Genomic DNA, 24,558 nt, shown 5'->3' on the forward strand with positions numbered 1-24,558 from the left:
AGTCGGGCTAAAAGTGGTGCCCCGGTCGACGTTAGCGATTTCAATCAAGAAGGGAGCATCCACGATGTTCACCCGTCGCCAGTTCGCCCAGGCAGGCTTGGCCGCAGCGGCTGCACTTACCACGGTGAGAAGGTCCGCGCGTGCCGATCAGGAGAAGAATATGAGCTTCGAAATCACCAAGACCGACGCAGAGTGGCGTTCGGAGTTGACACCTGAGCAGTACCGGGTTTTGCGCAAGCATGGCACCGAGCGTGCGGGCACGTCCGCTCTCGACAAGAAATATGATCCCGGCACCTACAATTGCGCAGGATGTGACCTGCCGCTGTTTTCCTCAGAGACGAAGTATAACAGCGGTACGGGCTGGCCGAGCTTCTGGAAGCCGATCGATAATGCCGTCGGCACGTCCGAGGACAATAGCTGGTTCACCACCCGCACCGAGGTGCATTGTCGTCGCTGCGGCGGCCATCTGGGGCACGTGTTTGAGGATGGTCCCCAGCCAACCGGACTGCGCTACTGCATGAACGGTGTCGCCCTGAAGTTTGTGCCCAAGGCCACCGGCTAGAGGTTTCGCGCCGCCTTTCTCCATTTGAAAGCGAAGGCGGCGCGGTCTGACATAACCAATGATCGGTCGCGCTGAAACAAGTTCAACCCCAACTAGGAAAGCCCATGGCCATGACCAGACTGGCCTCGATTGCCTTTGCGGCGCTCGTGCTCTTTGCCACCGCGATTGTTCTGCCTCTTACTGCTGAAGAGAGCGGTCCTTCCGACCATGAGAGCGGTGCGCGCCCGGCTCAAACCGCTAAGGCGGTTTTTGCAGCTGGTTGCTTCTGGTGCGTGGAAAGCGATTTCGACCACCTTCCCGGTGTCATCGACACGACATCAGGATACACCGGCGGCACTCTGGAAAATCCGAACTATGACAACCACACAGGCCACGTCGAGGCGGTTCAGATCACCTACGATCCGTCAAAGGTCAACTACAAGCAGCTGTTGGATTACTACTGGCATCATGTCGATCTGACAGATGGTGGGGGTCAATTCTGCGATCGCGGAAGCGCATACCGCCCCTTCATCTTCACTGGCAACGAGACGGAAAAAGCCGAGGCCGAAGCGAGCAAGAAAGAGCTTGAGGAGAGCGGTCGCTTTAAGTCGATCGCCGTTAAAATCGCGCCGGCTGGCAAATTCTGGACGGCCGAGGACTACCATCAGGATTACTATAAAAAGAATCCGCTCCGTTACCGATACTATCGCGCCGGATGTGGCCGTGACGCGCGCCTGACTCAACTGTGGGGCGACCTCTACCAGCATTGAGACTTCACAAGTTGATCAAATTTGTCGTGATCTAAATATTGATCAAACTCGTGCGACACATGCGCGCTTGCAGCATTTGACTCGACATGAATTGAACCGCGAAAACCACTTGAAATGCGGCGTTGCACGCAAGCTTTTGAACCAGTTGCGGCGGCACCTTGCAAACGTCAGATCACCACGGGGTTTTGCAGGGCAGCACTCGTTTGGTGCTCTGCATAATGATTTTCGCTCATGCGAGTTAGCCCTGTGAATAACTAACCGAGAGTGTCATATTGGAGTAGCACTGCCGCCGTATGAGACGCAGTGTGTATATTGCAAAGTGTTTGCTCACCGAAAAAGTTTTTCATGTCTGGAGGGCAGTCATGACAAGCGCAAAGGCCGAATTACTTGGCAAGGTCGTCATTCTTTTGAACGGCGCAAAGACCGAAAAAAAGACTGGCAAGGCCGTGGATGTTCAGGCCCCGGAAAAACTCCTCGAGACTGCGCGCAAGAACCCTGACGCAGTCGCGTTCGGATACGTATCGGGCTGCTGGGTTGCCGCGGCTTGATCCTTTGCGTGTCGCTCGGCCACAGGCAGTTCCCCCCGTGCGCTGCTTGATTTCTGAGTGGCACGCAAAGATGCTCCCCCGAATGAATTAATGAAGAAAGGCGGCTCTGAGCCGCCTTTCTTTTTGTTTCTGATACCGCTGCTGGATGGAGATCAGCCCTAAGCAGCAGCCTGTTTCTGCGACGCCAGCACCTGATCTCGCAAACGCCCGCTCAATTCCGCCAGATGGTCAAAGTGCGAGGTGAAAGACCCGACGCCTGACGTTGCCGAACGCAGGTCGACAATGAGGCTGTCCATCTCGGCGGCAGGAATATGGGCCTGGATTACGTCCCAGCCTGGCCAGCCCTCTCGGGCATCAAAACCTAGTATCTGCCCCCGTCGTTGCGAGATGATGCCGTTGATGCGGGAGTTGGCCTCCGAAGGCACGGCAATCTCCACCGCCATGACAGGTTCAAGCAAGACGGATGAACACTTCGGCATCCCTTCCGCCATCGCGATGCGACCGGCCTGCCGGAAGGCCATGTCGGAGCTGTCAACCGAATGATAGGAGCCGTCCGTGAGGGTCACGGCGACGTCAACACACGGAAAACCCAGCGGTCCTTCTTCAAGATAGTCGCGTACACCTATCTCGACCGAGGGAATGAAATTCTTAGGCACCGCTCCGCCTGTAATCCGCTCGTCGAACGTAACTCCGGTACCTCGCGGCAAGGGCGCAATCTCCAGCTTTACATCGCCGAACTGACCATGCCCGCCCGACTGCTTCTTGTGGCGCGCACGAATTTCCGCAGACCCCTTAATGGTCTCCTTATAGGCCACCTTGCGCGGTTCGCGGATGACCTCGATGCCGTACTTGCGCGCCAACCGCTCCAGCGCGACACGCAAATGCATTTCGCCTTGGCCGAATAGCAGGATCTGGTGGGTGTCGGTCGTATGGTCGACGCTGAGCGAGGGATCCTCCTCAAGCAATTTGGCCACCGCCGCTGACAACTTCACCTCGTCCTTGCGATCCTTCAACCCAAGGCCAACGGCGTAAACGCCCTGCGGCGCGGGCGGAGCAGCGATCTGCACCACCCCTCCCTTTTCAAGCGTCACTGTCTCACCGGCTGCGATATGTTCCAGCCGCCCGAAGGCGACGGTATCACCAGCCTTGGCGGCGCCGCGTTTGGTCGTCTCCTCGCCTTTCAAAGTGAAGATGCCTGCCACTCGCTCTTCCTGGCCATTTCGACCAACGAGAGTGGCGCTGTCGGGAATTTCACCCGTCAAAACGCGTGCGAACGAAAGCTTGCCGCCAGCCTTTGTGTGCAGGTTCTTGAAGATGTAGGCCGCCGATTTGGCATTCTCGATTTTGAGGCGCCGGGCGGTGTCTTCCACCGTGGGTGCTTCGTGGCGAAGCGCCTTCATAAGCCTCATAATGCCGTTACCATGCTCGGCCGAGCCGAGAAGAACCGGCACGATAAGACTGTCACGCAGCTCCTTGGTCAGATCCCCAAACACACGGTCTTTAGGCGGAGTCATATCTGACAAAAGCTGTTCCATCAGCTCGTCGTCATAATCGGCGAGCTTCTCCAGCATCTCGAAGCGGGCTTCCTTTTCGCGGTCGGAGACGCCCTTGGGCAGCTCTATGATCTGACTCTCGGCCTGCTCGCGATAAACGTAGGCGCGCTCGGACGCGAGATCGACGTATCCGGTCGCCACCCCATTCTCCCATATGGGAATCTGACGCAGCACAAGAGGCTTGACCGACGCAGGCTGAAGCGCGGGGATAATCTCGCGCACGTGGGTAGAGGTGGCATCGATCTTGTTCAAGAAAAGCAGGTGAGGCAGACCGATATCCTCAAGGCGTTTGAGGATCATTTGCAAGGCTGGAACCCGCCTTGAATCTGGCTCGCACACAACCACCGCTGCGTCGCACGCAGCCAGCGCAAGAGCGCCTTCGTGCAAAAATTCTACAGATCCGGGGCAATCGATGAAGTTGAAGGTATCGTCGAGGAATTTCACTTCCGCGACGTTGAGCTGAACGCTCATGCCATGGTCGCGGGCTTCGGCGCAACCATCTCCAACAGTGTTCTTGGCTGCAACTGAGCCGGGTCTCGAAATTGTCCCGGTACGGGCGAGGATCGCCTCAAGTAACGTCGTCTTCCCGCTTGCGAAGGGCCCGATCAGCGCAATGCAGCGTGCGCTGCGGACCCCATCTCTGCCACCTTGCGTGCCGTTTCCGCCCCTAGGGGCGCTTGAATTGCCCATGGTCTGCCTCCCACATTTTTGCGAGGTGCGCGACAACGTCCGGGCCGCACCCCGCACCTCGTGGGACGAGCGCGGCTCTCTTTGATGCTCCTCCAGCGCAACTCGCCGCGCAACATCAAATCTTCTGGTGCGCAGCGCACAGTTTCGTGACGACGTCATATTGCGATGCGAACATAAAAGGCGGTCCGTGTTGAGATTTTTTGCGACGCATCACGAGTTGCTAATCCAAGCGCATGAAAATTCGTAACAAATAGGAAAAAAATAACTTGCTCGGACGCATGATCAGCCAGATAGTGAATCAACAGCGTTGGAGGTTGAAATGGGCACAAGATCGACGCGCTGTTCGGGCCAGAGGGAAAATGGCTCTTGTAAAGCGCGAGGCGCAGTAATGGGTATCGAGGCACTAATGTCCGCTGTAGATGCGGCGGGCTATGTGATGGTAGCAGAGGACGATCTTCCCGAAACGTTCGGTGCCGAGGCTCTTGAGGAGCCCACCGCACTGACGGTCTGGCAACCGGTTCTGGCGGCCGCAGCAAGCAAACCGGCTTGGACTTCCCAAGTTTCAAACGCTTGGTCTTGGATTATGGGACGCTTCGTAAACGGCGCCACGGCCTGATGGCTGGCTGAGAAAAGCCGTCGAAACGGCAGGTTTCGATCCTGCCCGCTGAGCGCGCAATTATGCGCGCTTTTTTTATTTTCAGTGCCTCCTAAGGCCCGGCTTCTTGCTTTGCCGGAGCTGCCGCTGCCTGAGCCTCAGCTGCGGGCTTGGGCGATGACTTGGGGACTACAGGTTTGAATGGGGCGTTGAGCGCCTCCAGCAGCTTTCCGTCCCTCTTGTAAAGATCCCTGTAGAACCGAGCGCCTCCGTCAAACGTCGGATCGACCGTCCAATAGAGGAGCATCACCGGCAGCTTGTCCTTGAGCACCACGCTCTGGAGCTTGCCGGTCGCAACGATGCCGTCGATCTTCTCCCTACTCCAGCCCAGCCGATCGCCTAGGATCAGCTCTGCCAGATGAAGTGGATCTTCAACCCGGATGCAGCCATGGCTCATACTTCGGTCGGCCCTGTCGAACAGCTGACGGCTCGGGGTATCGTGAAGATAGACAGAGTACTTATTGGGAAAAAGAAACTTCACCTGCCCCAACGCATTGTGGGGCCCCGGCTTCTGAACGATGCTGTAGGGGAAGCTTGATCCGGTGAAACTACTCCAGTTCACGCTCGAAGGGCTCACAACGCCACCCTTGCTGTCTGTCAGATAGTAGTTATTCGCATTGAGGTAGCCGGGGTTGGCGGCCGCTTTGGGAAATATCTCGTTACGCACGATGCTGCGGGGCACGGTCCAGGTCGGATTGAAGACGATCTGGTTCATGGGCTCGGTGAAGATCGGGGTCTTGGTGTAGGTCTTGCCGACGATCACCCGGGTGCTCCAGACATTTTTGCCCTTGAGGAAGAGGTGCAGTCGCTGGCCTGCAATATTGACAGCCACCATCTCCTCACCCAGTGGCCGTAAGATCCACCGGGCGCGCTCGAGGTTGACCCGGATCTGCTCCACCCGCTCGTGTACCGTCACGTTGAGGGCAGCAAGCGTATTGGGACCGCCAACGCCGTCCGCATCCAGGCCATTCGCCTGCTGAAACGTCTTGAGCGCTTCAACCAGAGGCGGATCGAAAACCTGACTGTCGGACCGCGGGCCTGAATATTCGCCAGTGACAGCGAGACGCGCGCGCAGCTGGGGGACACGCGGATCTTCGGTCCCCGGTTTCAACGTCGGCCCGCTGGGAACGCTGGGCCAGCCGCCGTTGACCTCATATTGGGTAAAAGCCTGAAGCGTGGCCTTCATCGCGGCATATAGCGGGTGCTTGAGCCGCACGTCGTCGATCAACTGAGCAACGCGGCCTTCGGCAAGGGCCTTGGAGATCAGTTCGGGCGGATCATTCGTAAGCAGGGGCCGGGCGAAGTTCCAACTCGGGTCCAATGCGTTCGGGTAGACCTTGCCGAAGTACATTTGATAGAGCAGACGGACGAGCGCATCGCTCATTAGAATGTCGCGCTCTGCGACCGGCAATGTATCGATCGTCGGCTTGGAAAGGGCGTCAGCGTGAAAATCGTTCGGTAACAGCCCCTCTTCCCAGCTGCGGACCACAGCAGTCCGCAACGCTCCAACATTGCGCTCATCGCTCCAGGCAAGTCTGTTGCCGAGCGCAGCATAGAGCTTGGTGAGAAAATCCGCAGACGCGATATTTCTACCCGCTATCTTTCCGCCTGACGACAACACTGCAAGCTGAGGAGTAAGATCGCCACCTGGTTGCTCTGCGCCCACAGCGCCCGGCTGGTAGATGACCGCTAAACCAAGATAGACTAGGCCGATCCAGCGGCTAACTCTCCAGCCCGATTTGGTCGATAAAAACATCGAAATCCCCCAACAGCGCCAAGCTGCCCGTCGTCGTATACCATGTCAGGAAAGTAGGGGCGGCCCTTTTTGAACCTGTCAAGCTTCCCTCGGCTGGCGTCCTAATACGTAGAATTCCTCATTGGGACGCAGGCTTATCGAATTTGCGAGCCGGTTCGACATAGCAAAAAAGGCAGCTATAGCCGAGATATCCCAGCAGTCATCGGTGGAGAAGCCGTGCGTGGCGAGTTCGACAAAGTCGGCTTCTTCGACGGTCTGGGCGTTTTTTGCCACCTTCATCGCGAAGTCGAGCATCGCACGCTGGCGCCGTGTGATATCGGCCTTACGATAGTTGGTGGCAACCTGATCGGCGATCAGCGGATTGCGGGCGCGAATGCGCAGGATCGCGCCGTGCGCGACGACACAGTACTGACACTCGTTAGCGGCACTCGTCGCCACCACAATCATCTCGCGCTCAGCCTTGCTCAATCCTCCGTCGCGCTCCATCAGTGCGTCGTGATAGGCAAAAAAGGCGCGGAACTCATCCGGCCTATATGCAAGCGCCAAGAAGATGTTGGGCACGAAACCGCTCTTTTCCTGTACGCCGAGGATGCGCCTGCGGATGTCTTCCGGCAGCCCGGAAAGCTCGGGGACCGGAAAATGGCTGATGGGCGGATGGGTCATGGAACACTCTTCTCAGTTTCCGGGTGCGCGTGCGCGTGCAGCCCAAGACGATGACCTTCAGGGCTTAAACCACCACGTCGCCGCTAGGGCGGCAAGTGTCAGGATTAAAGAGGCGCGCCAGAAGCGACAAGAGCGGCAAGACGCGCGCGCCTGCCGCTCTTCAAGATCGGTCGTCACCGGCATCGCGGGCTTATCAGACGAAGGTCTCCCGTCTGCGCCCACCAACGCCTCACTTCAAGTTGCCGCAGAAACGCTGGATGCGCTTGCATGCCTCTTCGAGGCTTTCGGTTGACGCTGCATAGGAGATCCGGAACGACGGCGATCCCGCGAAGGCCGCGCCATGGACGCAGGCCACGCCTTCCTCCTGAAGAAGCGCGGTGACGAAATCTTCGTCGCTATTGATCTTCACGCCAGCCGCGCTGGTCTTGCCTATCGCCTCTTTGCAAGAGGGATAGACATAGAATGCGCCCTGCGGCTTGGGACAAACGAGCCCCCTCGCCTGATTGAGCATCGAGACCACGAGGTCTCGGCGCTGAACGAACACTGAGTTATTCTTGGCGATGAAGTCCTGCGGACCGTTCAACGCCTCCACGCCCGCCCATTGAACAATAGAGGACGGGTTAGAGGTCGACTGGGACTGTAGTTTGCACATCGCCTTGATGAGCACCTCAGGGCCTGCGGCATAACCCAGCCGCCAACCGGTCATGCAATAGGCCTTCGAGAGGCCATTCATGGTGAGGGTCCGGTCGAACAGCTTGGGTTCGACCTCGACGATGGTTGCGAACTTCAGCCCGTCATAGAGCAAATGCTCGTACATATCGTCGGTGAGCACCCAAACGTTGGGATGCTTCAGGAGCACATCGGTGAGCTTCTTGATGTCTTCGGCCGAATAGGCCGCGCCGGTGGGGTTGGATGGCGAATTGAAGATGAACCACTTGGTGGCAGGCGTAATCGCCTTCTCCAGATCCTCCGGCTGCAGCTTGTAGCCGTCTTCCAGGCGCGTCTCCGCGAACACCGGCTTGCCGCCGCCCAGCAGCACGATGTCGGCATAAGAAACCCAGCAGGGCGCCGGCATGATAACTTCGTCGCCCGGATTCAGCGTAGCCAGCAGCGCATTATAAAGCACCTGCTTGCCGCCCGTACCGACGGAGACTTGCGAGGTCTTATAGTCGAGCCCGTTGTCGCGCTTGAACTTGGCGACGATGGCGGCCTTCAGTTCCGGAATTCCGTCGACGTCGGTGTATTTCGTCTTGCCGGCATCGAGCGCCTTCTTGGCGGCGTCCTTTATGTTCTGCGGGGTGTCGAAGTCAGGCTCGCCGGCCGACAGCGAAATGATATCGCGGCCCTCGGCCTTCAATTGGCGGGCCTTGGTCGAAACGGCGATGGTTGCGGAGGGTTGGATGCGGTTCAAGCTGTCGGCGATGAAGCCCATGTCGCGAGGCCTTACGTGTTCGAGCGGTTATGAGAGGGATATATGCCATTACGAGTATTTCGCTAGTGCGAAATAAACGGCGCGGAAGCTACTGCCATCGGGTCGGCACCGCAAGACGGCCTTTGGTGGGCAGCTCTGCGTAAACCGCCGTTCACTGTAACGCTTTGGTAAGTTCGTCGCGTGATACCATTCCGCAACATGCGCCGCTTACTTGCGTTGCAGCAGCTAATGCACCGCCACCGCCACATTGTGGGCCAACGGGCGCCATGCTGACGCGCTCAACTCCCGTCAGGCTCAAGCGCGAGTCGAAGTTGTTATTGCGGGGAGGCTAGTTATGGCGATTAGCAAGCACACAGGCGAAGATCGCGGATCCTTCTGCCGCTCGGTTCGCCGGGGACGCGGCCGCTGGTTCTTCGTCCGGCCTGCCATCGATGCGGGCGTTTCTCTCGTCCTGTTTATGATCGCCACCGTCACCCTCAACAGTGCTCCTACGAGCGCCAACCCGCAAATTCCGGGCCCCGCAGCCCAATTCCGCAGCATGGTTGCGCCCGCCGTGGGCGACCCCGCCGAAGAGCGCACCATCGTAGAAATCGCGACGACCAGCTCCCCTGAATCACCCGACGCCGTTTACCGTCGCACAAGCTTCAGCGCCGCTTGGATATTGTTATCGTTTGCCTTTTCCATCCTCGTGGCGTTCAATCTTGCGTTTCTGCGCCATATGCGGCGCGCCTACGCCAAAGGCCGTCCTGTCCATCACAGCCCCAAATAATGGGGCACGCACGGGAATTTGATCGCCAAATCGCGTCAAAAACAGTCCCCAGGGATTTATGTCATCCACCACGAAGCTGGTTCCGAAGGCTATAATTCTGTCCTAGTTGTATTGAAACGTTGAGCATAGAACGTGCGTTGAGCTGTTAAGTGCCAGAGACCTATACAGCCGCAACGAAATGGGCGAAAACTCAGACCGAGGAACTTGAGGAGAACCGAATGTCGCAAGGACTGACGCGCGTTCTGAAGCCTGCCACGGTCGCAGCAGCATTGCTGATCCTGGGGGGCGCCGCCGCCGTCCTGACCCAAAGCTCCGAAACCCTCCTTCGCTCAAGCTTCGCTCGCGCCCTGCAGCCCACGGAGCCGAAGCTCGCTGAAGCCTCATTTGTGCCGCCGCAACACGTGGGCGTTGCTAGCATCCCCATTTCCGGTAGCGAAGAATTCTGGCTCACCGCCATGGGGCGCGATGTGGCCATGTCGAAGGGCGTATCGCTTGGCGACCGCATCACCTTCACCCTTGATGGCACCGAGCGCCACTATCGTGTGACCTCCGTCAGCGAAATCAAGCCGACGACAACCCGAGTGGATACAAGTTCCGCAAATGCTCGCGTTGTGCTCGTTACCGCACGCGATGCCAGCGCAGACCCGAGTGCTCGCTCGATCCGTTTCGTGATCGAAATCCCGGGAACTCCGCCCGCGGTCGTCACCGGACGTCCGGCCCGAACCCTCTGAGCTTCTGCGAGTTGGCTCTTGTGGACCACGCGCCCCGAAAAAGGCGCGCCCGGGCCAGCTTGCCTCAAGCCGGCGAGCCGCCTAACCTGATTAACCGCATCGCCGCCGCGGGAAAGTTGGAATGCGCCTCAACCCACCTACGCTCCTAATCTTCCTCATCGCCATGGTGTTCGCTGTGCTGGCGGTCGTAACCAAGGTCGGCATCGGCTTCATGCCGCGCTTCATTCCCCATCAGGAATTCTGGCTGGCCATCATTGCCTATCTGACCCTGATGGTCGGCAACCTTGTCCGCGGCCTTTAGTACAAGTCGCCATCCCGGTCTGCGCCGACGTGGCGGTGCTCGCCACCGCCTTAATCGTCAGAGGCCCTTACCCTCCTTTCCGGCACGACCTACTCCAGCCAAGGCATAGGCCTTGCACCCCCGTCTTCGCAGACCCGCTCAACGGGTCAAATCGGAACAACCCAGACACGGCCCACGCCTGTCCGGATTGAGCGAAGGTGCAGGGAGCGACGATCTTGGCTAACAGATTAAGCATGCCGGTCTTGTACGGCATCTGCATGGGATTGGGGCTCGCCGTCATGGGGCAGTCTGGCAATCCTCGTCCGGCGTTCGAGCCTGAGCTCGTGCAATGCTTCAAAAGTCCAGCTGCCAGCAGCACCAGTACGAGCGAGACAGCGTCAAAGATGATCAAAGCCAGCATTGCGCGTCGCGCAGCGCGCGATGCAGCCCGCGCGTGTCAATCGGGATGGTGTGACAACCGCATGCGCTACAACATGAATTATAATTTGGCCCATTACCTCGCCGAACGCCGTGCCGTGACCACCGACCTGTACCGGAGCGAAGGCGATGCTGGCTTGGCGAAGGCGGCCCAGCTCTTCTCGACGCCAGACGATGTCAAACTCGCAAGCGACGCAGCCAGTCTCTACGCCAAAGGCAGGCTGGATCCCGCGGAACTGCAAGACGAGCGCGACGCGCTTGCGCTGGTCATGATGAAATCGGCGGACTCATTCAAGCCCTGTGTGGCGCTCCATCGTTCCAGCCCCAACGTTGCACCTTACGTCTACTAAGAGCAACGCTCCTGATGAGTCTTCTAGCAGTCGTATCTGTAGAGAATATCAGGGCTGACAACGGGCCCGATTGATCCGGCCCCGGCTCTCCCCCATATTCCCGGCCATGGCTCGTCCTCCTAAATCCAAATCCGGCAGTAAGCCGCGGCCCTCGCGCCCGAAGTCCGGCAAGCCGACGCCGCCGCCACAGGAAACGGCAGCCGGCACGCCGGCGACGCTCGGCTTTGCCGAGATGCCGCAAACGGCGTTCGACGTGCCGCCCGAAGCGGGAACAGTTCAATCCGCAAGAGCAGTTTTGTCGTCACTTCCCGCTCTGCGCGGCGTCGGGGCTCCAACGCCACCCATGGGCGGTGGAAGTTTGTCAGACAGTCTCAACGCTATTCTATCCAAGCCGCACGAGCGTACCGATCGCGCCAAGGAGATCATCGCGCGCCAACCGATGATCGCAGCCCATCCGCTCGTCTCCGGCGAAATGCCGATGTTCATGCCCCATAGGCCAGAGCGACCGGAAAAGAGTGAAGGCGGCGTGTCCTTCAAGCTCGTATCCGACTACAGCCCGAAGGGCGACCAGCCTCAGGCCATCAAGGAGCTGGTCGAAGGCGTCAGCCAGCACGAAAAGAGCCAGGTTCTACTCGGCGTGACCGGCTCGGGTAAGACATTCACCATGGCGCACGTCATCGCGGAGACGCAACGGCCAGCATTGATCCTGGCGCCCAACAAAACGCTGGCGGCCCAGCTCTACGGTGAGTTCAAGAGCTTCTTTCCAGACAACGCTGTTGAGTATTTCGTCTCCTATTACGACTACTACCAGCCCGAGGCCTACGTGCCGCGCACGGACACCTACATCGAGAAAGAAAGCTCGGTGAACGAGCAGATCGACCGGATGCGCCACTCAGCCACGCGCGCGCTTCTGGAACGTGACGACGTGATCATCGTCGCCTCGGTGTCGTGCATCTACGGTATCGGATCGGTGGAAACCTATACCGCGATGACGTTCACTGTGCGGGTCGGTGAACGGCTGTCACGCGACCAGTTTCTCGCCGATCTCGTCGCCCTGCACTACAAGCGCAACGACGCCAACTTCATCCGCGGATCGTTCCGCGCGCGCGGCGATACGGTGGAAGTCTTCCCGGCCCATTTGGAAGACCGTGCATGGCGCTTTTCCCTGTTTGGCGACGAGATCGAATCCATCGTCGAGTTTGATCCGCTGACAGGACAAAAATCCGACGAACTCGCGTTGGTGAAACTCTACGCCAATTCGCATTACGTCACGCCGAAGCCAACACTGCAGCAGGCCATCAAATCCATAAAGTCCGAGCTGAAACAGCGGTTGGATGAATTGTATGCCGTCGGCAAGCTGCTTGAGGCGCAGCGCCTGGAGCAGCGCACGACTTTCGACATGGAGATGATGGAAGCGACAGGAAGCTGCGCGGGCATCGAGAACTATTCGCGCTACTTGACCGGACGCAACCCGGGCGACCCTCCACCGACGCTGTTTGAATATCTGCCAGACAACGCCCTGGTGTTCGCCGACGAAAGCCATGTCACCGTGCCGCAAATCGGCGGCATGTTCCGCGGCGACTACCGGCGCAAGGCAACCCTCGCCGAATACGGCTTCCGCCTTCCCTCGTGCATGGACAATCGTCCGCTGCGGTTTGAGGAATGGGATGCGATGCGCCCGCAATCGCTGTTCGTATCGGCCACACCGGGCTCATGGGAGCTTGAGCAGACCGGTGGTGCTTTCGCCGAGCAGGTTATTCGCCCCACGGGCTTGATCGACCCGGTTGTCGAGGTGCGCCCGGCAAAGACGCAGGTCGACGACCTGCTGGACGAGGTGCGCCAAGTTGCAAAGAAGGGCTACCGTACTCTGGTCACGACGCTGACCAAGCGGATGGCCGAAGACCTTACCGAATACATGCACGAAGCAGGTATCCGCGTTCGCTATATGCACTCCGACATCGAAACCCTGGAGCGCATCGAGATCATCCGCGATCTCAGGCTTGGCGCGTTCGACGTTCTCATCGGCATCAACCTGTTGCGCGAGGGCCTCGACATTCCAGAGTGCGCACTGGTGGCCATTCTGGATGCCGATAAGGAAGGCTTTCTGCGTTCCGAGACATCACTCATCCAAACCATTGGTCGCGCGGCGCGTAACGTCGATGGCAAAGTCATCCTTTACGCCGACAGCTCGACCGGCTCGATGGAGCGCGCACTTGCCGAAACAAACCGGCGGCGCGAGAAGCAAGTCGCTTACAACATCGAAAACGGCATCACGCCGGAAACCATCAAGCGCAACATCCATGATGTTCTGCAATCGGTCTACGAGCAGGATCACGTTACCGTCGATGCGGGACTGGCCGAAGAGGATGCGTCTCTGGTCGGTCACAACCTCGCGAAGGTCATCGAGGACATGGAGCGGCGCATGAAGGAAGCCGCAGCTGATCTTGAGTTTGAAACGGCCGCTCGCCTTCGCGACGAAATCAAACGATTGCGCGAGACGGAACTTGCCATTGCCGACGATCCGCTGGCTCGTCAGGCCGACGTCGATGATAAGACCGGCGGCTATCGAGGTGAACGCAAGTATGGGGCAAGCGCAAATCTTCCGCCGGAGAAGCCGTCTGGCGGCTCGCGCATCAAGACCGAATACGAGCCTGTCCAGCCGACATATGCGCAATCAACTTCGCGGGTAAGGAAGCCGTCACTGGACGACATGGGGCCCGGCACCGACAGACCTGTTCCTGCGCGCGCGCCGAAGATCGACAGCCGGACAAAGGCTGGCGCGTTCGGCGAGAAAGTCGCCGGGCCGCATAAGCCGACGCTCGACGAGATGGGCCCACATGCCTCGCTGCCGCTCAAGAGCGGCAAAGCGCCGGAGAAGCCCCGGTTGCCGACCCGCACGGTGGAGTTTGATGATCCCAGCGAGAAAGCCAAACGCCGAGGCCGACCCAAGAAGACCGGACGGCCCGGACGCTGAGGTCTGCGGCATCAATGCGAAAATCAACAAACGTCCACATTCAAGTCGACAGATCGCACTAGGAACGTAATGCCTCGGTCATGAACGCGAGGCACATGCACATCCAGTGAGGGACCATATGACGTTTATCGATTGGTTGAGGTCATTGCTGGGTGGGACACGCGTAAGCGGGGGCACACCATTCGCGGCTGGACAAGGTCCGTCCCACGTCATCGTGATGCGTCACGGCGAAAAGACAGGCGACAAGTTCGACCCGCACCTTTCCGCCGAGGGACAGCAGCGCGCGCAAAACCTCGCGACCTATATCCCGAAGCAATTTGGCAAACCCGATTTCCTGATCGCTGCCGCCGAGTCCAAGCGCTCCAACCGGCCCTACGAAACGCTTCTGCCATTGGCCCAGGCGTGTAATCTCGAAATCATCGAAGACTTCAGAGACGAGGACGTGGAAGAGGTGATCGACATGCTCTCCCGCGAACAAAGGTTCGCCGGTAAGTATGGCGTCATCTGCTGGCGTCACTCGGATCTACCACGCCTTATCGCGTCGCTCGGTGCACCAGACGGCACCTATCCGGATCCTTGGAATCCGGCCACGTTCGATCTGCTCGTAGACGTCGCCTATGTCGGAGCGGGAGCGCCGCAGGTGCGGTGCATTACGCCGTCGTTCTGACTAAGTCGCTGCTGTTTGATTTCCAGTCGCAAACAGTGACAAGCGATGTCAAGCAGCAGCCCGACGTTGGGCTTCGAGCGAACGCAGCACCATCAGCATGGTATGACGGATGGCTTGCTCGACCGTTTGAGCGAAGTAGACGCTGCCGCCTCCGTTTGCATAGGTCCACGTCAGCGTCCGCTCTGACGCGCGCCAGCTTCCAAAGAAGCTTCGGTCCTTGAGCACGGTTACGCCGCAGCCCGTCAACCCGGCGCGCGCAGTAAAACCACTCAATTCGAATTCAGGTAATCTCATCAAGCCGCGAAGGACGTCGGCTTCGAGCTTTCTTGGATTGTATGCGTACATGCTCTTTGCAACGAAATATGTCAGGGCCAATATCGATGCCGATCTTAAGACGAAATCCCTTACATATTTCTTTCCAACTGCCCCGCAAACGCGGAGCGCGCGCCGCAACCCACTGCTTCACCTGAATGGTGGAGAAGATGGTCCCAGCGCGACGTTCTCGTAGTGATTTAGATCAGCATTTTTTCAGCGTCGCAGCGAGTTCGCGGAACACATCCGCATGCACCGGCATGACCTTTACTGATTGATCGCATCCACGGCCGGCAACCGCCATCTTGGCCTGGAAGTAACGACCCGAGAGATCCACTTCAAAGCCCTGCTCCGTCACGGTGCCATCGAGCGTACCTTCGATCTCGTTGATCGGATCTTTCCAAACACCGGTGACCTTGCCGTCTTGCACATTCAGATCCGTAGCGGCGTGGAATTTGAAATTCTGGCCGTTGTCGCATCGCATGTTCTGGCGCATTCCAGGTCCGTCCTTGCGCGGCAGATAGGTGACGATGCACTTGAACTTCGATGGGCCGGACGAAGTCGTGAGAATGGCGTTGCCCACCCAGCGTCCCATGAGATAGGCGAGCGGATCAGCGGGGGTTGCCGCCAGAAGCGTGCTTGCGGTGACGCCGCCCAGGATTAAACCACCAGCAAGCCCCAATACCTTTGTCGTTACCATACGCATCACTTGAACTCCCTCGTCACCGCATCCAGCCAAGTCCCAGATGGCTCTCGACCCCGGTGCACCCGCTCACGCGTCCAGGTTCGGCCAGCACGGCCCATGATCGATTGGTTTTTGTTTTTCCCGTTGCCCCCGCCCGTTCGGAAGCAGCACGCTATTGTTCCTTCCAGATCGCGTCTTTTTGCTGTCGCAAATGGGGAAATACGGCCGACGCTGCTGCCTTATTTCGCGGCAGCCCGGCACTGGCGGAACAACACTCACCCTCACACCGTTCTCTTCCCGGCTGCAGAGTCGCCAGTGTGTCATGGTTGCAGTTCAGCCACACAAATCGCCCTGGCAGGTCTCGCCAAACTCACCAACTCAGACCATAATCCCTCGCTTTCTGAAAATTGCTCGGAGGAATCCGCTGTGCTGCGCACGACGTCTGCTTGTTTGCGATTGCCTGCCCTCAGTGCGATGCTTGTTCTCGGCGCATTGCCATACGGCGCGCGCGCCGCCGAAAATCCATTTCCGGCGTTGGCCGGCACATGGAACGGCTCGGGCACCGCGACACTCGAAGGCGGGAAGAAAGAGAGCCTGCGCTGCAAGGGCTATTACACCAACGGCGGTGGCGGATCGGCCTTGGGCTTGTCAATTCGCTGCGCAAACTCTTCCACTAAGATCGAGCTCCGCGCCAATCTCAACTATTCCGATGGCGCGGTGTCAGGGAACTGGGAAGAGCGCACGTATAACCAGTCCGGCACCGTGTCCGGCCGCGCCAGCAACAATAAATTGAGCCTTGCGATCTCCGGCGGCATCAACGGATCGCTGTCGCTGTCGCTTTCAGGCCGCCAGCACTCGGTCGCTGTCTCTACAGGCGGCTCAACGCTCAAGGCGATCAACATTTCGATGACCCGATAGAGCTTGGCCCCTCAAGGTGGCTGAGCCGGCAAATATGTTTGAACTGGAGACCCTATGCGATTTGCGCTCTTTGCCGTTCCTGCTCTCATCGTAACTGGGCTAGCCTGTGAGCCAGCCGACGCGAGATCTCGGCGCACAGTTCCAGACGGGGCATATGTCACGGCGGAAAGCCGGTTTGGCAACGGCAGCGTCACCGGCGCCGTCCGCAATACCGATCTTGGGCCGCAGGTTCAGCTTCCCGACGGCCACTGGGAATACTGCCGCCGCAGCTGCTCGGAGACGCTTCGCGTCGAGACGGTCGACTTCAGCATCAACAATAACAACCCGCCGTGGGTTGGCCGCGGCGGTCTCGGCAATGAATGCGGAATTTTCGGATGCATCGAGCTCGGTTTTGGCGGTCGACGCTACTAAGTATTGGTTAGACCAAGAAGGGGTTGCTCTTGCGTTCGATGCCGATCTGGCTCGGGCGGCCGTGACCGCAGATAAAGGCCACATCGTCGCCGAGCGGGAATAGCTTGGTCTTGATGGCGCTGATCAAGGCGTCATGGTCGCCATACGGGAAATCCGTACGCCCGATCGATCCTTGGAACAGCACGTCGCCGACGAGCGCAAATCGCTGAGCGCGGTTGAAGAACACAACAGAACCCGGCGAATGCCCGGGGCAGTGGAATATCTCGAAAGTATGCCCGCCGACCTTTACGGTGTCTCCCTCGTCGAGCCAGCGGTCCGGAGTGACGTTGCGCACGCCTGGGATCTGGTAGAGCTTGCCCTGCTTCTCCAAAGCTTCAAGCAGGATGATGTCGGCCTTGTGTGGACCTTCGATCTTCACACCTAGCCTTTCGCGCAACTCATCGGCGCCGCCCGCATGGTCTATGTGACCGTGGGTAAGAAGAATCTTTTCCACCTTCATGCCCGTCTCGGCGATCGCGCGCTCGATCACGTCGAGATCGCCACCCGGATCGACAACCACACCTGACTTGCTGACTTCATCCCAAAGCAACGTGCAATTTTGCTGGAAAGGCGTAACCTGCACGATAGCCGCTTTGAGCGGTGAAACGGGCTGTGCGGCTTGCGACATGCGTAATCCTCAATGCTTTCTGACACGGGCGTATCTCGCACGATGTAGTCCACGGGGACACATGGTGCAAAGTTCTTTGAGGCGCAACAGGCGACTTCGCGCCAACCGTCTCAGCTTTCGCGCTGAAAAACATGCGCAAACCGGTTGTTGCCGACGCACTTCAGTTTGCAAAACAATGAGAATCCCCTCAGCATTACAATTGTTGCACGCACAGGCCTTTGCGAATGTCTGACTGTGTTCGCAATTGTCTTTCAAAATCGCCCGAGGCCGTTGAGGGCAACAGCATCCGCTCGCAGGCCCTAAGGATTTTTACGCATGGCGCGCCCGAGCAAATACGATCCGCTTCGCTCAAAGCCCCCGATGGCATTAGCTTTTGTGGCTACCTTTGCATCAGCGGCGGCGCTGACCGTCCTTTACAATCATGCGAACAGCCCGCAGTTGACCTTCGCGCAAATCGAGCAAGAGGCCACGCAGGAACTCTCTCGCATCGGATATACTTGGGCGCGCGTATCTATCTCGGATGGAATTGCGACTATCGAAGGCGAAGCTCCCGGCGAAAGCGAACGGGTGATTGCCTATGACATCGTGCGCCGGACCTTGCGGCCTTTGATGGGCAGATCTCCGGTTATCGCGGCGGTATCCTCGCATTTGAAGTTGTCGCCGCAAGCTGTTGCTTCGCTCGCGCAAGCAAATTCCGAGCGCGATGGCGGCGGCTCCGATTATTATCTGAGCGCCGATGCCAATATGCCGTATCCGGCGCCTCCGATCATCACCGGCGCCACGGAACGGGCCGATAACACGGACGCCGCGGTGACCACGGCGGCACTTGAGCCGACGACGGCGGCCGATCAGCCCCCGGCGCCATCGAACAAGACTGCAACCAACCCGGAAATGGCTCAAGTTGCCTCGGAAACCTCGGCCACGTCCACGGACCCAAATTCTGACAGTGTCGCCGAGACACCCGAACCGGAGGCTGAGCCTGCGCGCACCGTCACGATTGAACCACCGGCCGCGCCGGAAGCCATTGCCGATGCGTCACCTGCCGCGACGGCAACGCAATCGCCTAACGAGGAGCTGAAGACTGAACCGGACCACGCCGAACAGGAAATAGCTATTTCGGCTACGCCCGTGCCGGGTCCAGCTCCAGCTTCCGACAGCGTACCCACGACGATGGTCGCGAGTACGCCAGCCGCCGTCGAGGAGGAGGAACGAGCACATCTTCCGGTCGAAGCCGCAAACATCAAGCCGGCGAGCGAACACGCTGAACCGGCTCGGATCGAAACGGCGGCGCTCGATACGCCTGCACAGATCGTTGCGACTGCCACTGCTGCGACGGAGGCAAAGTCGACGCTCGACCCGATCGCTGATTGCAAGGCCGAATTCTCTGAGGCGTTGAGCCAGGCCATGATCCAGTTTGGCTCCAACTCCGCGGCAATCGACCGCCAGAGCCATCCATTGCTGGACAAGCTTGCCCAAATCGCCAAGCACTGCAGCCGCTTCAGCCTCGTGGTGGAAGGACACACGGACTTGAGCGGAAGCAGATCCCATAATCAGGTTCTGTCACAAAAGCGCGCCGATGCGGTTCGGTGGGCTTTGGTCGATCGCGGTGTGGACATGGACCATATCTCCGCGCGGGGATTCGGCTCTTCGCAGCCACTTGTTTCGGGCACCAGTGATGCCGCAAACGCTCGCAATCGCCGTATTGAGTTCTCGGTTCTAGAGCCGAAGGTTCGCAGCCGGAATGCCTCCACCAGCGCTCCCGCCAACGAGCGGCGGATCAAATAACCCGTAAATCGTAGGTGAACCTCTGTGAGCCGTGGGCAAGCCGAAGTGCGTCGCGGCAACCGCGCTCCTGTCGTCATCACCGAATAGAAAAGATCGCCGGCACCGGCGTTGTGGGTGGCAGCCCACAAAACAGAACAAGGGGCACGGCCGAGGCCGCACCCCTTGTTTGGAACCAACACGCCCGCCAGAAAATTGCATCCGCAATCCGGCAGGCGCAAACTTATCAGGCTGCTTCGATGCCGCCTTCGTCACCTGGATCGCGCAGCACGTAGCCACGGCCCCACACGGTTTCAATGTAGTGCTTTCCGCCCGTGGCCGCCTGAAGCTTTTTGCGCAGCTTGCAGATAAACACGTCGATGATCTTGAGTTCCGGCTCGTCCATGCCGCCATAGAGATGATTTAGGAACATCTCCTTGGTGAGCGTCGTGCCCTTACGCAGGCTGAGCAGCTCAAGCATCTGGTATTCCTTGCCGGTCAGATGCACGCGCTGGCCGTTGACGTCGACCGTCTTGGTGTCGAGGTTGACGCGCAGGTCGCCGGTCTCGATGACCGACTGCGCGTGCCCCTTGGAGCGGCGGACAATAGCCTGAATTCGCGCGACCAGCTCGTCCTTATGGAACGGCTTGGTCATATAGTCGTCGGCGCCAAAACCGAGACCCCGGACTTTATCGTCGATGCCGGCCAGACCCGAAAGAATGAGAATGGGTGTAGAGACCTTGGAGACGCGCAGCGTCTTAAGGACTTCATAACCGCTCATATCGGGAAGATTCAGATCGAGCAGAATAATGTCGTAATCATAGAGCTTGCCGAGGTCGACCCCCTCCTCGCCAAGATCCGTCGTGTAGACGTTAAAGCCTTCCGACTGCAGCATTAGCTCAATGCTCTGAGCCGTCGCGCTGTCATCCTCGATTAGTAGTACCCGCATGCGCCGATCCTCTCGTGCCTCGTCCGCGTCCCGTATGCTCTCCGCCCTGTAAGAGAACGCATGAACTGCTTCGAGCTAAGCCATCGTTAGGAATCTAGCGCCGAGAGGTTAATAAACCCTAATTTTGTCTTTGCATTTCGCCGGACCGAAAAGCCAATCTCAAGGAATATTGCCTGATCCTTGAAACGCCCCCCTACGCACACCGCTTCGCTTTGACACAAAAGAAGGCATAACTCGCCTATTCGTGCCAAAATAGCCCGCTGCAAAGACATCAATTTTGGTACTTGCGCCCCTCGACACTCTTCGACCCGCCCGCGCGCGCTCTCCAGCCAGGGCGCCCACCCCAGCTGGCCAGCACTTTGATCACGTTCTGGCCGAAGTTCGATACGAATCAAGAGCTAACAGAATTCGCCGTTTGACCCTAGGGGGCTAATGGCAAATTTCGGGCATTCGCCGAATGTAGGGCCGACAAATGATATGGCGTTGCTTTACCGCAACTTAATTGAAGAGTGTTATATGAAATTTCAAAGTCATCTTTTTCTCCCGCCTCTTGGTCGAGAGACATGGATCGCTATAATTAGTATCGGACTTTGGGAATTCGACTGGAGTTCACAGCGCTTTTTGACTGCGTTGGCACGGAATTTGGTACAGGACCAACGTAGGTTCGAATTTGTTTGGGGTATCGAACGATGAAGGCACGCGAAAACGCACTGCGCATTCGCCAGCACGTGGTGGACGAGAAAAACCGCAAGGTCGAAGACCTTGAACGGATGATTCGCGAGTTCGACACCATGGCGGCCGATCTAGATCGCCAGATCCAGGCCGAAGAAGATCGCACCGGAATTCGGGATCGCGCTCACTTCTCCTATTCGACATTTGCCAAATCGGCGGCCCAGCGCCGCGATAATCTGCGGACCTCCAACGACGCCATGCGCGATAAGCTCGCCGAAGCGATTCGAGAGCGCGATGAGGCCGCTGAGCAATTTGCCCGATTTGCTGCCCAGAGCGAGGTTCGCGAAGAAATGCGCATCGGCCATCGCCGACGCCCTGAACGTCTGACAACGGCGATGTTGCGCTAGGGCCTGCTCCCTACGCCTAATACTGGTTTTGTGTTGAGGCGGTGCCACAAGCGCCGCCTTTGCGCTGTTTTGTCCCCTGAAAGCCGCATTCCGAGAGGTGGATAGGGCCTTGAGTTCGACCCTGTGGCGAGGCAAACGGGTTTGAACTGGCGATCCTATGGCGCGCCTCAACGGGATTAGGTGAATGGCGGCTGCCGCCGATAAATCCGGACGGTTTATTTGCACGGCCGTCCGCTATGGCTGCAGGGGAGCTTGGCCGCTCGCTATCATCGTAGCGCTTTCGGGCTGCGGCGGCGGCGGCAGTCTGGGGAGCGGCAGCCCTTCGACTGGGGCAACGGAGTCCTCGGGTCTCAGCCTACCCAAGCTCGCCGACATTCCCGCAGTTGCCGCCATCACAACGCCGGCCGAACCCGACCCGGAAGGCTCGGCTACCGAGTTGTATACTCGCATCGCACGCGGTGCGGTCGGATGCTGGTTCGGCGCGTCGGGTCCGTTGAAGAAAGACTACATATACCACGCCGAAGCGGATGCGCCCTCGCGTGGAGGTAAAGCAGAGATCATCATCCACGTCCGCGATCCAAGCCAGGCAAACCCGCGCGGCATGAAAGCCTACCGAATCAAGATTGAGCCAAAAAACGAGGCCAACGCGACCGTCACCACTGAAAATCTCAAAATGCCGGAGGTAACGGCCGCTGCCATGGCGGCCGACGTCGGTCGCTGGTCGCGAGGCGACCAAGGTTGCCAGGGGGCCTCGACAGCCGTCGGTTGGACGGCGGAAGCTGGCGCGCCTGAACAAGCCAAGACCGCGCCGGCAGCCAAGACAAAGGTCAAAGCGCCGGTAAAGGCACCTTCAAAGAACCAGCCCTGACCTTTCGGGCGCTGGCGCTGATCGCGGCCGTGCACCTCCAGCCCAGAGAAATCGACATGCCCGTTAACCCGATTATCCCGGGCGGCGGGGGTCAACGCGGTATGGGTATGCTTAACAGACACCAAACGGGCGGCCCTCACCTGAGCACCGCCCGTTAAAATTGTCAGACTGGCCTTTACCTACTCGCGGTAGTCCTGAATGCGCGTAGCGCGCAAGCCAGGCAGGCCATGCTTGTCGATCGACCTCTGCCAAGAGAGGAATTCGTCGACCGTCAGTTTGTAGCGCTCGCACGCCTCTTCCATGCTGAGGAGACCGCCGCGCACGGCAGCGACCACCTCGGCTTTTCGCCGGATCACCCAGCGCTTGGTATCGCGCGGGGGAAGATCTGCAACTGTCAGCGGGGACCCGTCAGGGCCGATTACGTAGCGCCCGCGCGCTCTCATCTGATGTTCGGTCATGATACTCGATACACACTCTTGACCAGTAGTTTGTTGTAACCGGTTGCTATTAAATTAGCCCTAACCCATTGAGTAAACATGGCATAAATGGGTGTGCTAATCCAGCTTCCGACTTAAGGCTGCACCAAGATCCATCCCGTTTCGAAGCAATGGAGGGACCTTGGATCTTGCTTAGCGATTTCCGGGCCAGTTTAATTAATTGCCGGGCAATACCTGCCCGGTGAGGCAGCAACTCGCCTTGCAACCGGCTCAAATCCTGGAATAATGAAGCAGATTGACGCTGGTTCCTTGCGGAACCGGCTAGTTTTGTGTCGGGATTGACCATATCTAGGGCTCGGCCGTGCCCATAAGTATGAGACCCGGCCGATTTCTGACCTTGTGAATTCGAGCAGGCAACCTTGAACCCTGAGCCCAAAATCCGCCCCGAGGGCACCAAGAAGCGTGTCGTCGTCGCCATGTCCGGCGGCGTTGACTCCTCTGTGGCTGCCGCACTGATGAAGGAGGAAGGGCACGACGTCATCGGCATCACCCTGCAACTTTACGACCATGGCGCAGCCACGGGGCGTAAAGGCAGCTGCTGCGCCGGGCAGGATATCCATGACGCACGCCGGGTTGCAGAGGCTCTCGGATTTCCTCATTATGTGTTGGACTACGAGGCCCGCTTCGCAGCCAAGGTTATCGACAGCTTCGCTGAGAGCTATGTCTCCGGCGAAACGCCCATCCCATGCGTGACCTGCAACAACGAGATCAAGTTCCGCGACCTGCTCGATACAGCCCGTGATCTTGGGGCCGACATGCTGGTGACGGGCCATTATGTGCAGCGGCTTGAAGGCCCTGAGGGCCCTATCCTCGCGCGTTCCGTGGACCCCGAGCGCGACCAGAGCTATTTCCTGTTTGGAATCACCCGCGACCAGCTCGAAATCCTGCGCTTTCCTATTGGCGGATTGCTGAAGCCGGCAGTGCGCGATGTCGCACGCCGTTTCGCGCTGCCCATCGCTGATAAGCCCGATAGCCAGGACATTTGCTTCGTGCCCGCCGGGCGCTACAGCGACGTGATCGCCAAACTGAAGCCCGGTGCCGCTGAACCCGGCGATATCGTGCATGTCGACGGGCGCGTTCTCGGCCGCCATCAGGGCATCATCCATTACACTGTAGGCCAGCGCCGTGGCCTGAAAATTCCCGGCCCCGAGGCGATTTATGTCGTGCGGCTCGATGCCGACCGCAACAAGGTGATCGTCGGCCCGCGCTCAGCACTCCAAACGAAGAGCCTTATCCTCAGAAATGTGAATTGGCTCGGGGACAGGCCGCTCAACGCCGTCGCCCAGGATGGAATGTCTATATATGTTCGTAACAGATCGTCGCAGACGCCACGCCCTGCTTCGCTGTTCTGCGACGACGATGGCACCGTTCGAGTGGTTCTGTGCGACGGCGAGGAAGGTGTTGCATTGGGTCAAGCTTGTGTATTTTACGATAATGGGGGACCAGCTGCCCGCGTGTTGGGAGGGGGCTGGATTGCCAAGACGCTCACGTCAGGACTGGGCTTGCCCGAGAGCGGCGGAGCCAAGATGGACCTGCGTGACGCATCGGCACGCCAAATAGTGTCGTGATTGGGCAAAGCCCATCGAGGGAGGAT

General features: G+C 58.7%; 25 protein-coding genes. 16 read left to right on the forward strand and 9 right to left on the reverse strand.

The genetic code is table 11. From position 1 onward, the window contains the following. Positions 1–64 precede the first annotated feature (64 nt). The 3 genes from msrB (at position 65) to R3D51_10630 (ending at position 1,859) form a co-directional block, all read left to right on the forward strand. Positions 65–562 carry a peptide-methionine (R)-S-oxide reductase MsrB gene (gene msrB / locus R3D51_10620; protein ID MEZ5899933.1) on the forward strand — a complete coding sequence of 166 codons (498 nt, stop codon included), beginning with the start codon at positions 65–67 and terminating at the stop codon, positions 560–562. Between the two features lie 110 nt (positions 563–672). After that, positions 673–1,311 (forward strand): peptide-methionine (S)-S-oxide reductase MsrA, encoded by a 639-nt coding sequence (msrA, locus tag R3D51_10625; protein MEZ5899934.1) that lies wholly within the window; start codon positions 673–675, stop codon positions 1,309–1,311. A 362-nt stretch (positions 1,312–1,673) separates the two neighbouring features. After that, the gene (locus R3D51_10630; protein MEZ5899935.1) at positions 1,674–1,859 is read left to right on the forward strand and encodes a hypothetical protein; all 186 of its coding nucleotides are present in this window, start codon (positions 1,674–1,676) and stop codon (positions 1,857–1,859) included. Positions 1,860–2,017: 158 nt separating this feature from the next. Here R3D51_10630 and R3D51_10635 read toward each other — a convergent pair whose 3' ends face one another. After that, positions 2,018–4,102, reverse strand: coding sequence for an elongation factor G (locus R3D51_10635; GenBank protein ID MEZ5899936.1), 2,085 nt, complete (start codon positions 4,100–4,102; stop codon positions 2,018–2,020). A 388-nt stretch (positions 4,103–4,490) separates the two neighbouring features. On the opposite strand from R3D51_10635, the gene R3D51_10640 reads away from it, so the two are divergent. Next, complete coding sequence (locus tag R3D51_10640; GenBank protein MEZ5899937.1) at positions 4,491–4,718, forward strand: hypothetical protein; 228 nt, start codon at positions 4,491–4,493, stop codon at positions 4,716–4,718. Positions 4,719–4,809: 91 nt separating this feature from the next. On the opposite strand, the gene R3D51_10645 is transcribed toward R3D51_10640, so the two are convergent. The 3 genes from R3D51_10645 to R3D51_10655 all read right to left on the reverse strand — a co-directional run bounded on the left by R3D51_10645 (position 4,810) and on the right by R3D51_10655 (position 8,608). Further along, a complete protein-coding gene (locus R3D51_10645) occupies positions 4,810–6,513 on the reverse strand; it encodes a L,D-transpeptidase family protein (protein ID MEZ5899938.1) in 1,704 nt (567 codons plus the stop codon). 78 nt (positions 6,514–6,591) lie between these two features. Continuing rightward, on the reverse strand, positions 6,592–7,176 hold the full coding sequence (locus R3D51_10650) for a peroxidase-related enzyme (protein ID MEZ5899939.1): 585 nt from the start codon (positions 7,174–7,176) through the stop codon (positions 6,592–6,594). A gap of 229 nt (positions 7,177–7,405) precedes the next feature. Beyond that, positions 7,406–8,608 carry a pyridoxal phosphate-dependent aminotransferase gene (locus R3D51_10655; protein ID MEZ5899940.1) on the reverse strand — a complete coding sequence of 401 codons (1,203 nt, stop codon included), beginning with the start codon at positions 8,606–8,608 and terminating at the stop codon, positions 7,406–7,408. A 334-nt stretch (positions 8,609–8,942) separates the two neighbouring features. Here R3D51_10655 and R3D51_10660 point away from each other — a divergent pair, with 334 nt between their 5' ends. The 6 genes from R3D51_10660 (at position 8,943) to R3D51_10685 (ending at position 14,817) form a co-directional block, all read left to right on the forward strand. Next, complete coding sequence (locus R3D51_10660; GenBank protein MEZ5899941.1) at positions 8,943–9,377, forward strand: hypothetical protein; 435 nt, start codon at positions 8,943–8,945, stop codon at positions 9,375–9,377. Positions 9,378–9,595: 218 nt separating this feature from the next. After that, positions 9,596–10,108, forward strand: a complete 513-nt coding sequence (locus R3D51_10665) for a hypothetical protein (GenBank protein MEZ5899942.1) — start codon at positions 9,596–9,598, stop codon at positions 10,106–10,108. A 121-nt stretch (positions 10,109–10,229) separates the two neighbouring features. Continuing rightward, positions 10,230–10,409: a hypothetical protein gene (locus tag R3D51_10670; GenBank protein MEZ5899943.1), complete on the forward strand. Its 180-nt coding sequence runs from the start codon at positions 10,230–10,232 to the stop codon at positions 10,407–10,409. 215 nt (positions 10,410–10,624) lie between these two features. After that, positions 10,625–11,176 carry a hypothetical protein gene (locus tag R3D51_10675; protein MEZ5899944.1) on the forward strand — a complete coding sequence of 184 codons (552 nt, stop codon included), beginning with the start codon at positions 10,625–10,627 and terminating at the stop codon, positions 11,174–11,176. 106 nt (positions 11,177–11,282) lie between these two features. Next, positions 11,283–14,150, forward strand: a complete 2,868-nt coding sequence (gene uvrB, locus R3D51_10680) for an excinuclease ABC subunit UvrB (protein ID MEZ5899945.1) — start codon at positions 11,283–11,285, stop codon at positions 14,148–14,150. Positions 14,151–14,268: 118 nt separating this feature from the next. Continuing rightward, a complete protein-coding gene (locus R3D51_10685) occupies positions 14,269–14,817 on the forward strand; it encodes a histidine phosphatase family protein (GenBank protein ID MEZ5899946.1) in 549 nt (182 codons plus the stop codon). Between the two features lie 48 nt (positions 14,818–14,865). On the opposite strand, the gene R3D51_10690 is transcribed toward R3D51_10685, so the two are convergent. Together R3D51_10690 and R3D51_10695 are read right to left on the reverse strand one after the other, a co-directional pair. Continuing rightward, positions 14,866–15,192 carry a hypothetical protein gene (locus R3D51_10690; protein MEZ5899947.1) on the reverse strand — a complete coding sequence of 109 codons (327 nt, stop codon included), beginning with the start codon at positions 15,190–15,192 and terminating at the stop codon, positions 14,866–14,868. 142 nt (positions 15,193–15,334) lie between these two features. Beyond that, the gene (locus tag R3D51_10695; protein ID MEZ5899948.1) at positions 15,335–15,835 is read right to left on the reverse strand and encodes a hypothetical protein; all 501 of its coding nucleotides are present in this window, start codon (positions 15,833–15,835) and stop codon (positions 15,335–15,337) included. 405 nt (positions 15,836–16,240) lie between these two features. On the opposite strand from R3D51_10695, the gene R3D51_10700 reads away from it, so the two are divergent. Then, the gene (locus R3D51_10700) at positions 16,241–16,732 is read left to right on the forward strand and encodes a hypothetical protein (GenBank protein ID MEZ5899949.1); all 492 of its coding nucleotides are present in this window, start codon (positions 16,241–16,243) and stop codon (positions 16,730–16,732) included. A gap of 54 nt (positions 16,733–16,786) precedes the next feature. Then, positions 16,787–17,143 carry a hypothetical protein gene (locus R3D51_10705; GenBank protein ID MEZ5899950.1) on the forward strand — a complete coding sequence of 119 codons (357 nt, stop codon included), beginning with the start codon at positions 16,787–16,789 and terminating at the stop codon, positions 17,141–17,143. Positions 17,144–17,150: 7 nt separating this feature from the next. Here R3D51_10705 and R3D51_10710 read toward each other — a convergent pair whose 3' ends face one another. Continuing rightward, on the reverse strand, positions 17,151–17,810 hold the full coding sequence (locus R3D51_10710; GenBank protein ID MEZ5899951.1) for an MBL fold metallo-hydrolase: 660 nt from the start codon (positions 17,808–17,810) through the stop codon (positions 17,151–17,153). A 315-nt stretch (positions 17,811–18,125) separates the two neighbouring features. On the opposite strand from R3D51_10710, the gene R3D51_10715 reads away from it, so the two are divergent. Further along, on the forward strand, positions 18,126–19,595 hold the full coding sequence (locus tag R3D51_10715) for an OmpA family protein (protein MEZ5899952.1): 1,470 nt from the start codon (positions 18,126–18,128) through the stop codon (positions 19,593–19,595). Between the two features lie 223 nt (positions 19,596–19,818). Here the strand turns inward: R3D51_10715 and R3D51_10720 are convergent, their stop codons facing one another. Then, positions 19,819–20,520 (reverse strand): response regulator transcription factor, encoded by a 702-nt coding sequence (locus R3D51_10720; GenBank protein MEZ5899953.1) that lies wholly within the window; start codon positions 20,518–20,520, stop codon positions 19,819–19,821. A 689-nt stretch (positions 20,521–21,209) separates the two neighbouring features. On the opposite strand from R3D51_10720, the gene R3D51_10725 reads away from it, so the two are divergent. Both R3D51_10725 and R3D51_10730 read left to right on the forward strand, forming a co-directional pair. Next, a complete protein-coding gene (locus R3D51_10725; protein MEZ5899954.1) occupies positions 21,210–21,599 on the forward strand; it encodes a flagellar export protein FliJ in 390 nt (129 codons plus the stop codon). Between the two features lie 184 nt (positions 21,600–21,783). Beyond that, on the forward strand, positions 21,784–22,467 hold the full coding sequence (locus tag R3D51_10730; protein MEZ5899955.1) for a hypothetical protein: 684 nt from the start codon (positions 21,784–21,786) through the stop codon (positions 22,465–22,467). 179 nt (positions 22,468–22,646) lie between these two features. On the opposite strand, the gene R3D51_10735 is transcribed toward R3D51_10730, so the two are convergent. Further along, complete coding sequence (locus tag R3D51_10735; protein ID MEZ5899956.1) at positions 22,647–22,925, reverse strand: DUF1153 domain-containing protein; 279 nt, start codon at positions 22,923–22,925, stop codon at positions 22,647–22,649. A 398-nt stretch (positions 22,926–23,323) separates the two neighbouring features. Between R3D51_10735 and mnmA the strand changes: the two genes are divergently transcribed. After that, positions 23,324–24,532 (forward strand): tRNA 2-thiouridine(34) synthase MnmA, encoded by a 1,209-nt coding sequence (mnmA, locus tag R3D51_10740; GenBank protein ID MEZ5899957.1) that lies wholly within the window; start codon positions 23,324–23,326, stop codon positions 24,530–24,532. The last annotated feature ends 26 nt before the right edge of the window (positions 24,533–24,558 follow it).

It is taken from the genome of Hyphomicrobiaceae bacterium (assembly GCA_041397645.1).
GTDB lineage: Bacteria > Pseudomonadota > Alphaproteobacteria > Rhizobiales > Hyphomicrobiaceae > Hyphomicrobium_B.

Bases quoted from the DNA above. Each gene is read 5' to 3' on its own strand.
- msrB (MEZ5899933.1), top strand. From the start codon at position 65: ATGTTCACCCGTCGCCAGTTCGCCCAGGCAGGCTTGGCCGCAGCGGCT.
- msrA (MEZ5899934.1), top strand. From the start codon at position 673: ATGACCAGACTGGCCTCGATTGCCTTTGCGGCGCTCGTGCTCTTTGCC.
- R3D51_10630 (MEZ5899935.1), top strand. From the start codon at position 1,674: ATGACAAGCGCAAAGGCCGAATTACTTGGCAAGGTCGTCATTCTTTTG.
- R3D51_10635 (MEZ5899936.1), bottom strand. From the start codon at position 4,102: ATGGGCAATTCAAGCGCCCCTAGGGGCGGAAACGGCACGCAAGGTGGC.
- R3D51_10640 (MEZ5899937.1), top strand. From the start codon at position 4,491: ATGGGTATCGAGGCACTAATGTCCGCTGTAGATGCGGCGGGCTATGTG.
- R3D51_10645 (MEZ5899938.1), bottom strand. From the start codon at position 6,513: ATGTTTTTATCGACCAAATCGGGCTGGAGAGTTAGCCGCTGGATCGGC.
- R3D51_10650 (MEZ5899939.1), bottom strand. From the start codon at position 7,176: ATGACCCATCCGCCCATCAGCCATTTTCCGGTCCCCGAGCTTTCCGGG.
- R3D51_10655 (MEZ5899940.1), bottom strand. From the start codon at position 8,608: ATGGGCTTCATCGCCGACAGCTTGAACCGCATCCAACCCTCCGCAACC.
- R3D51_10660 (MEZ5899941.1), top strand. From the start codon at position 8,943: ATGGCGATTAGCAAGCACACAGGCGAAGATCGCGGATCCTTCTGCCGC.
- R3D51_10665 (MEZ5899942.1), top strand. From the start codon at position 9,596: ATGTCGCAAGGACTGACGCGCGTTCTGAAGCCTGCCACGGTCGCAGCA.
- R3D51_10670 (MEZ5899943.1), top strand. From the start codon at position 10,230: ATGCGCCTCAACCCACCTACGCTCCTAATCTTCCTCATCGCCATGGTG.
- uvrB (MEZ5899945.1), top strand. From the start codon at position 11,283: ATGGCTCGTCCTCCTAAATCCAAATCCGGCAGTAAGCCGCGGCCCTCG.
- R3D51_10685 (MEZ5899946.1), top strand. From the start codon at position 14,269: ATGACGTTTATCGATTGGTTGAGGTCATTGCTGGGTGGGACACGCGTA.
- R3D51_10695 (MEZ5899948.1), bottom strand. From the start codon at position 15,835: ATGCGTATGGTAACGACAAAGGTATTGGGGCTTGCTGGTGGTTTAATC.
- R3D51_10705 (MEZ5899950.1), top strand. From the start codon at position 16,787: ATGCGATTTGCGCTCTTTGCCGTTCCTGCTCTCATCGTAACTGGGCTA.
- R3D51_10710 (MEZ5899951.1), bottom strand. From the start codon at position 17,810: ATGTCGCAAGCCGCACAGCCCGTTTCACCGCTCAAAGCGGCTATCGTG.
- R3D51_10715 (MEZ5899952.1), top strand. From the start codon at position 18,126: ATGGCGCGCCCGAGCAAATACGATCCGCTTCGCTCAAAGCCCCCGATG.
- R3D51_10720 (MEZ5899953.1), bottom strand. From the start codon at position 20,520: ATGCGGGTACTACTAATCGAGGATGACAGCGCGACGGCTCAGAGCATT.
- R3D51_10725 (MEZ5899954.1), top strand. From the start codon at position 21,210: ATGAAGGCACGCGAAAACGCACTGCGCATTCGCCAGCACGTGGTGGAC.
- R3D51_10730 (MEZ5899955.1), top strand. From the start codon at position 21,784: ATGGCGGCTGCCGCCGATAAATCCGGACGGTTTATTTGCACGGCCGTC.
- R3D51_10735 (MEZ5899956.1), bottom strand. From the start codon at position 22,925: ATGACCGAACATCAGATGAGAGCGCGCGGGCGCTACGTAATCGGCCCT.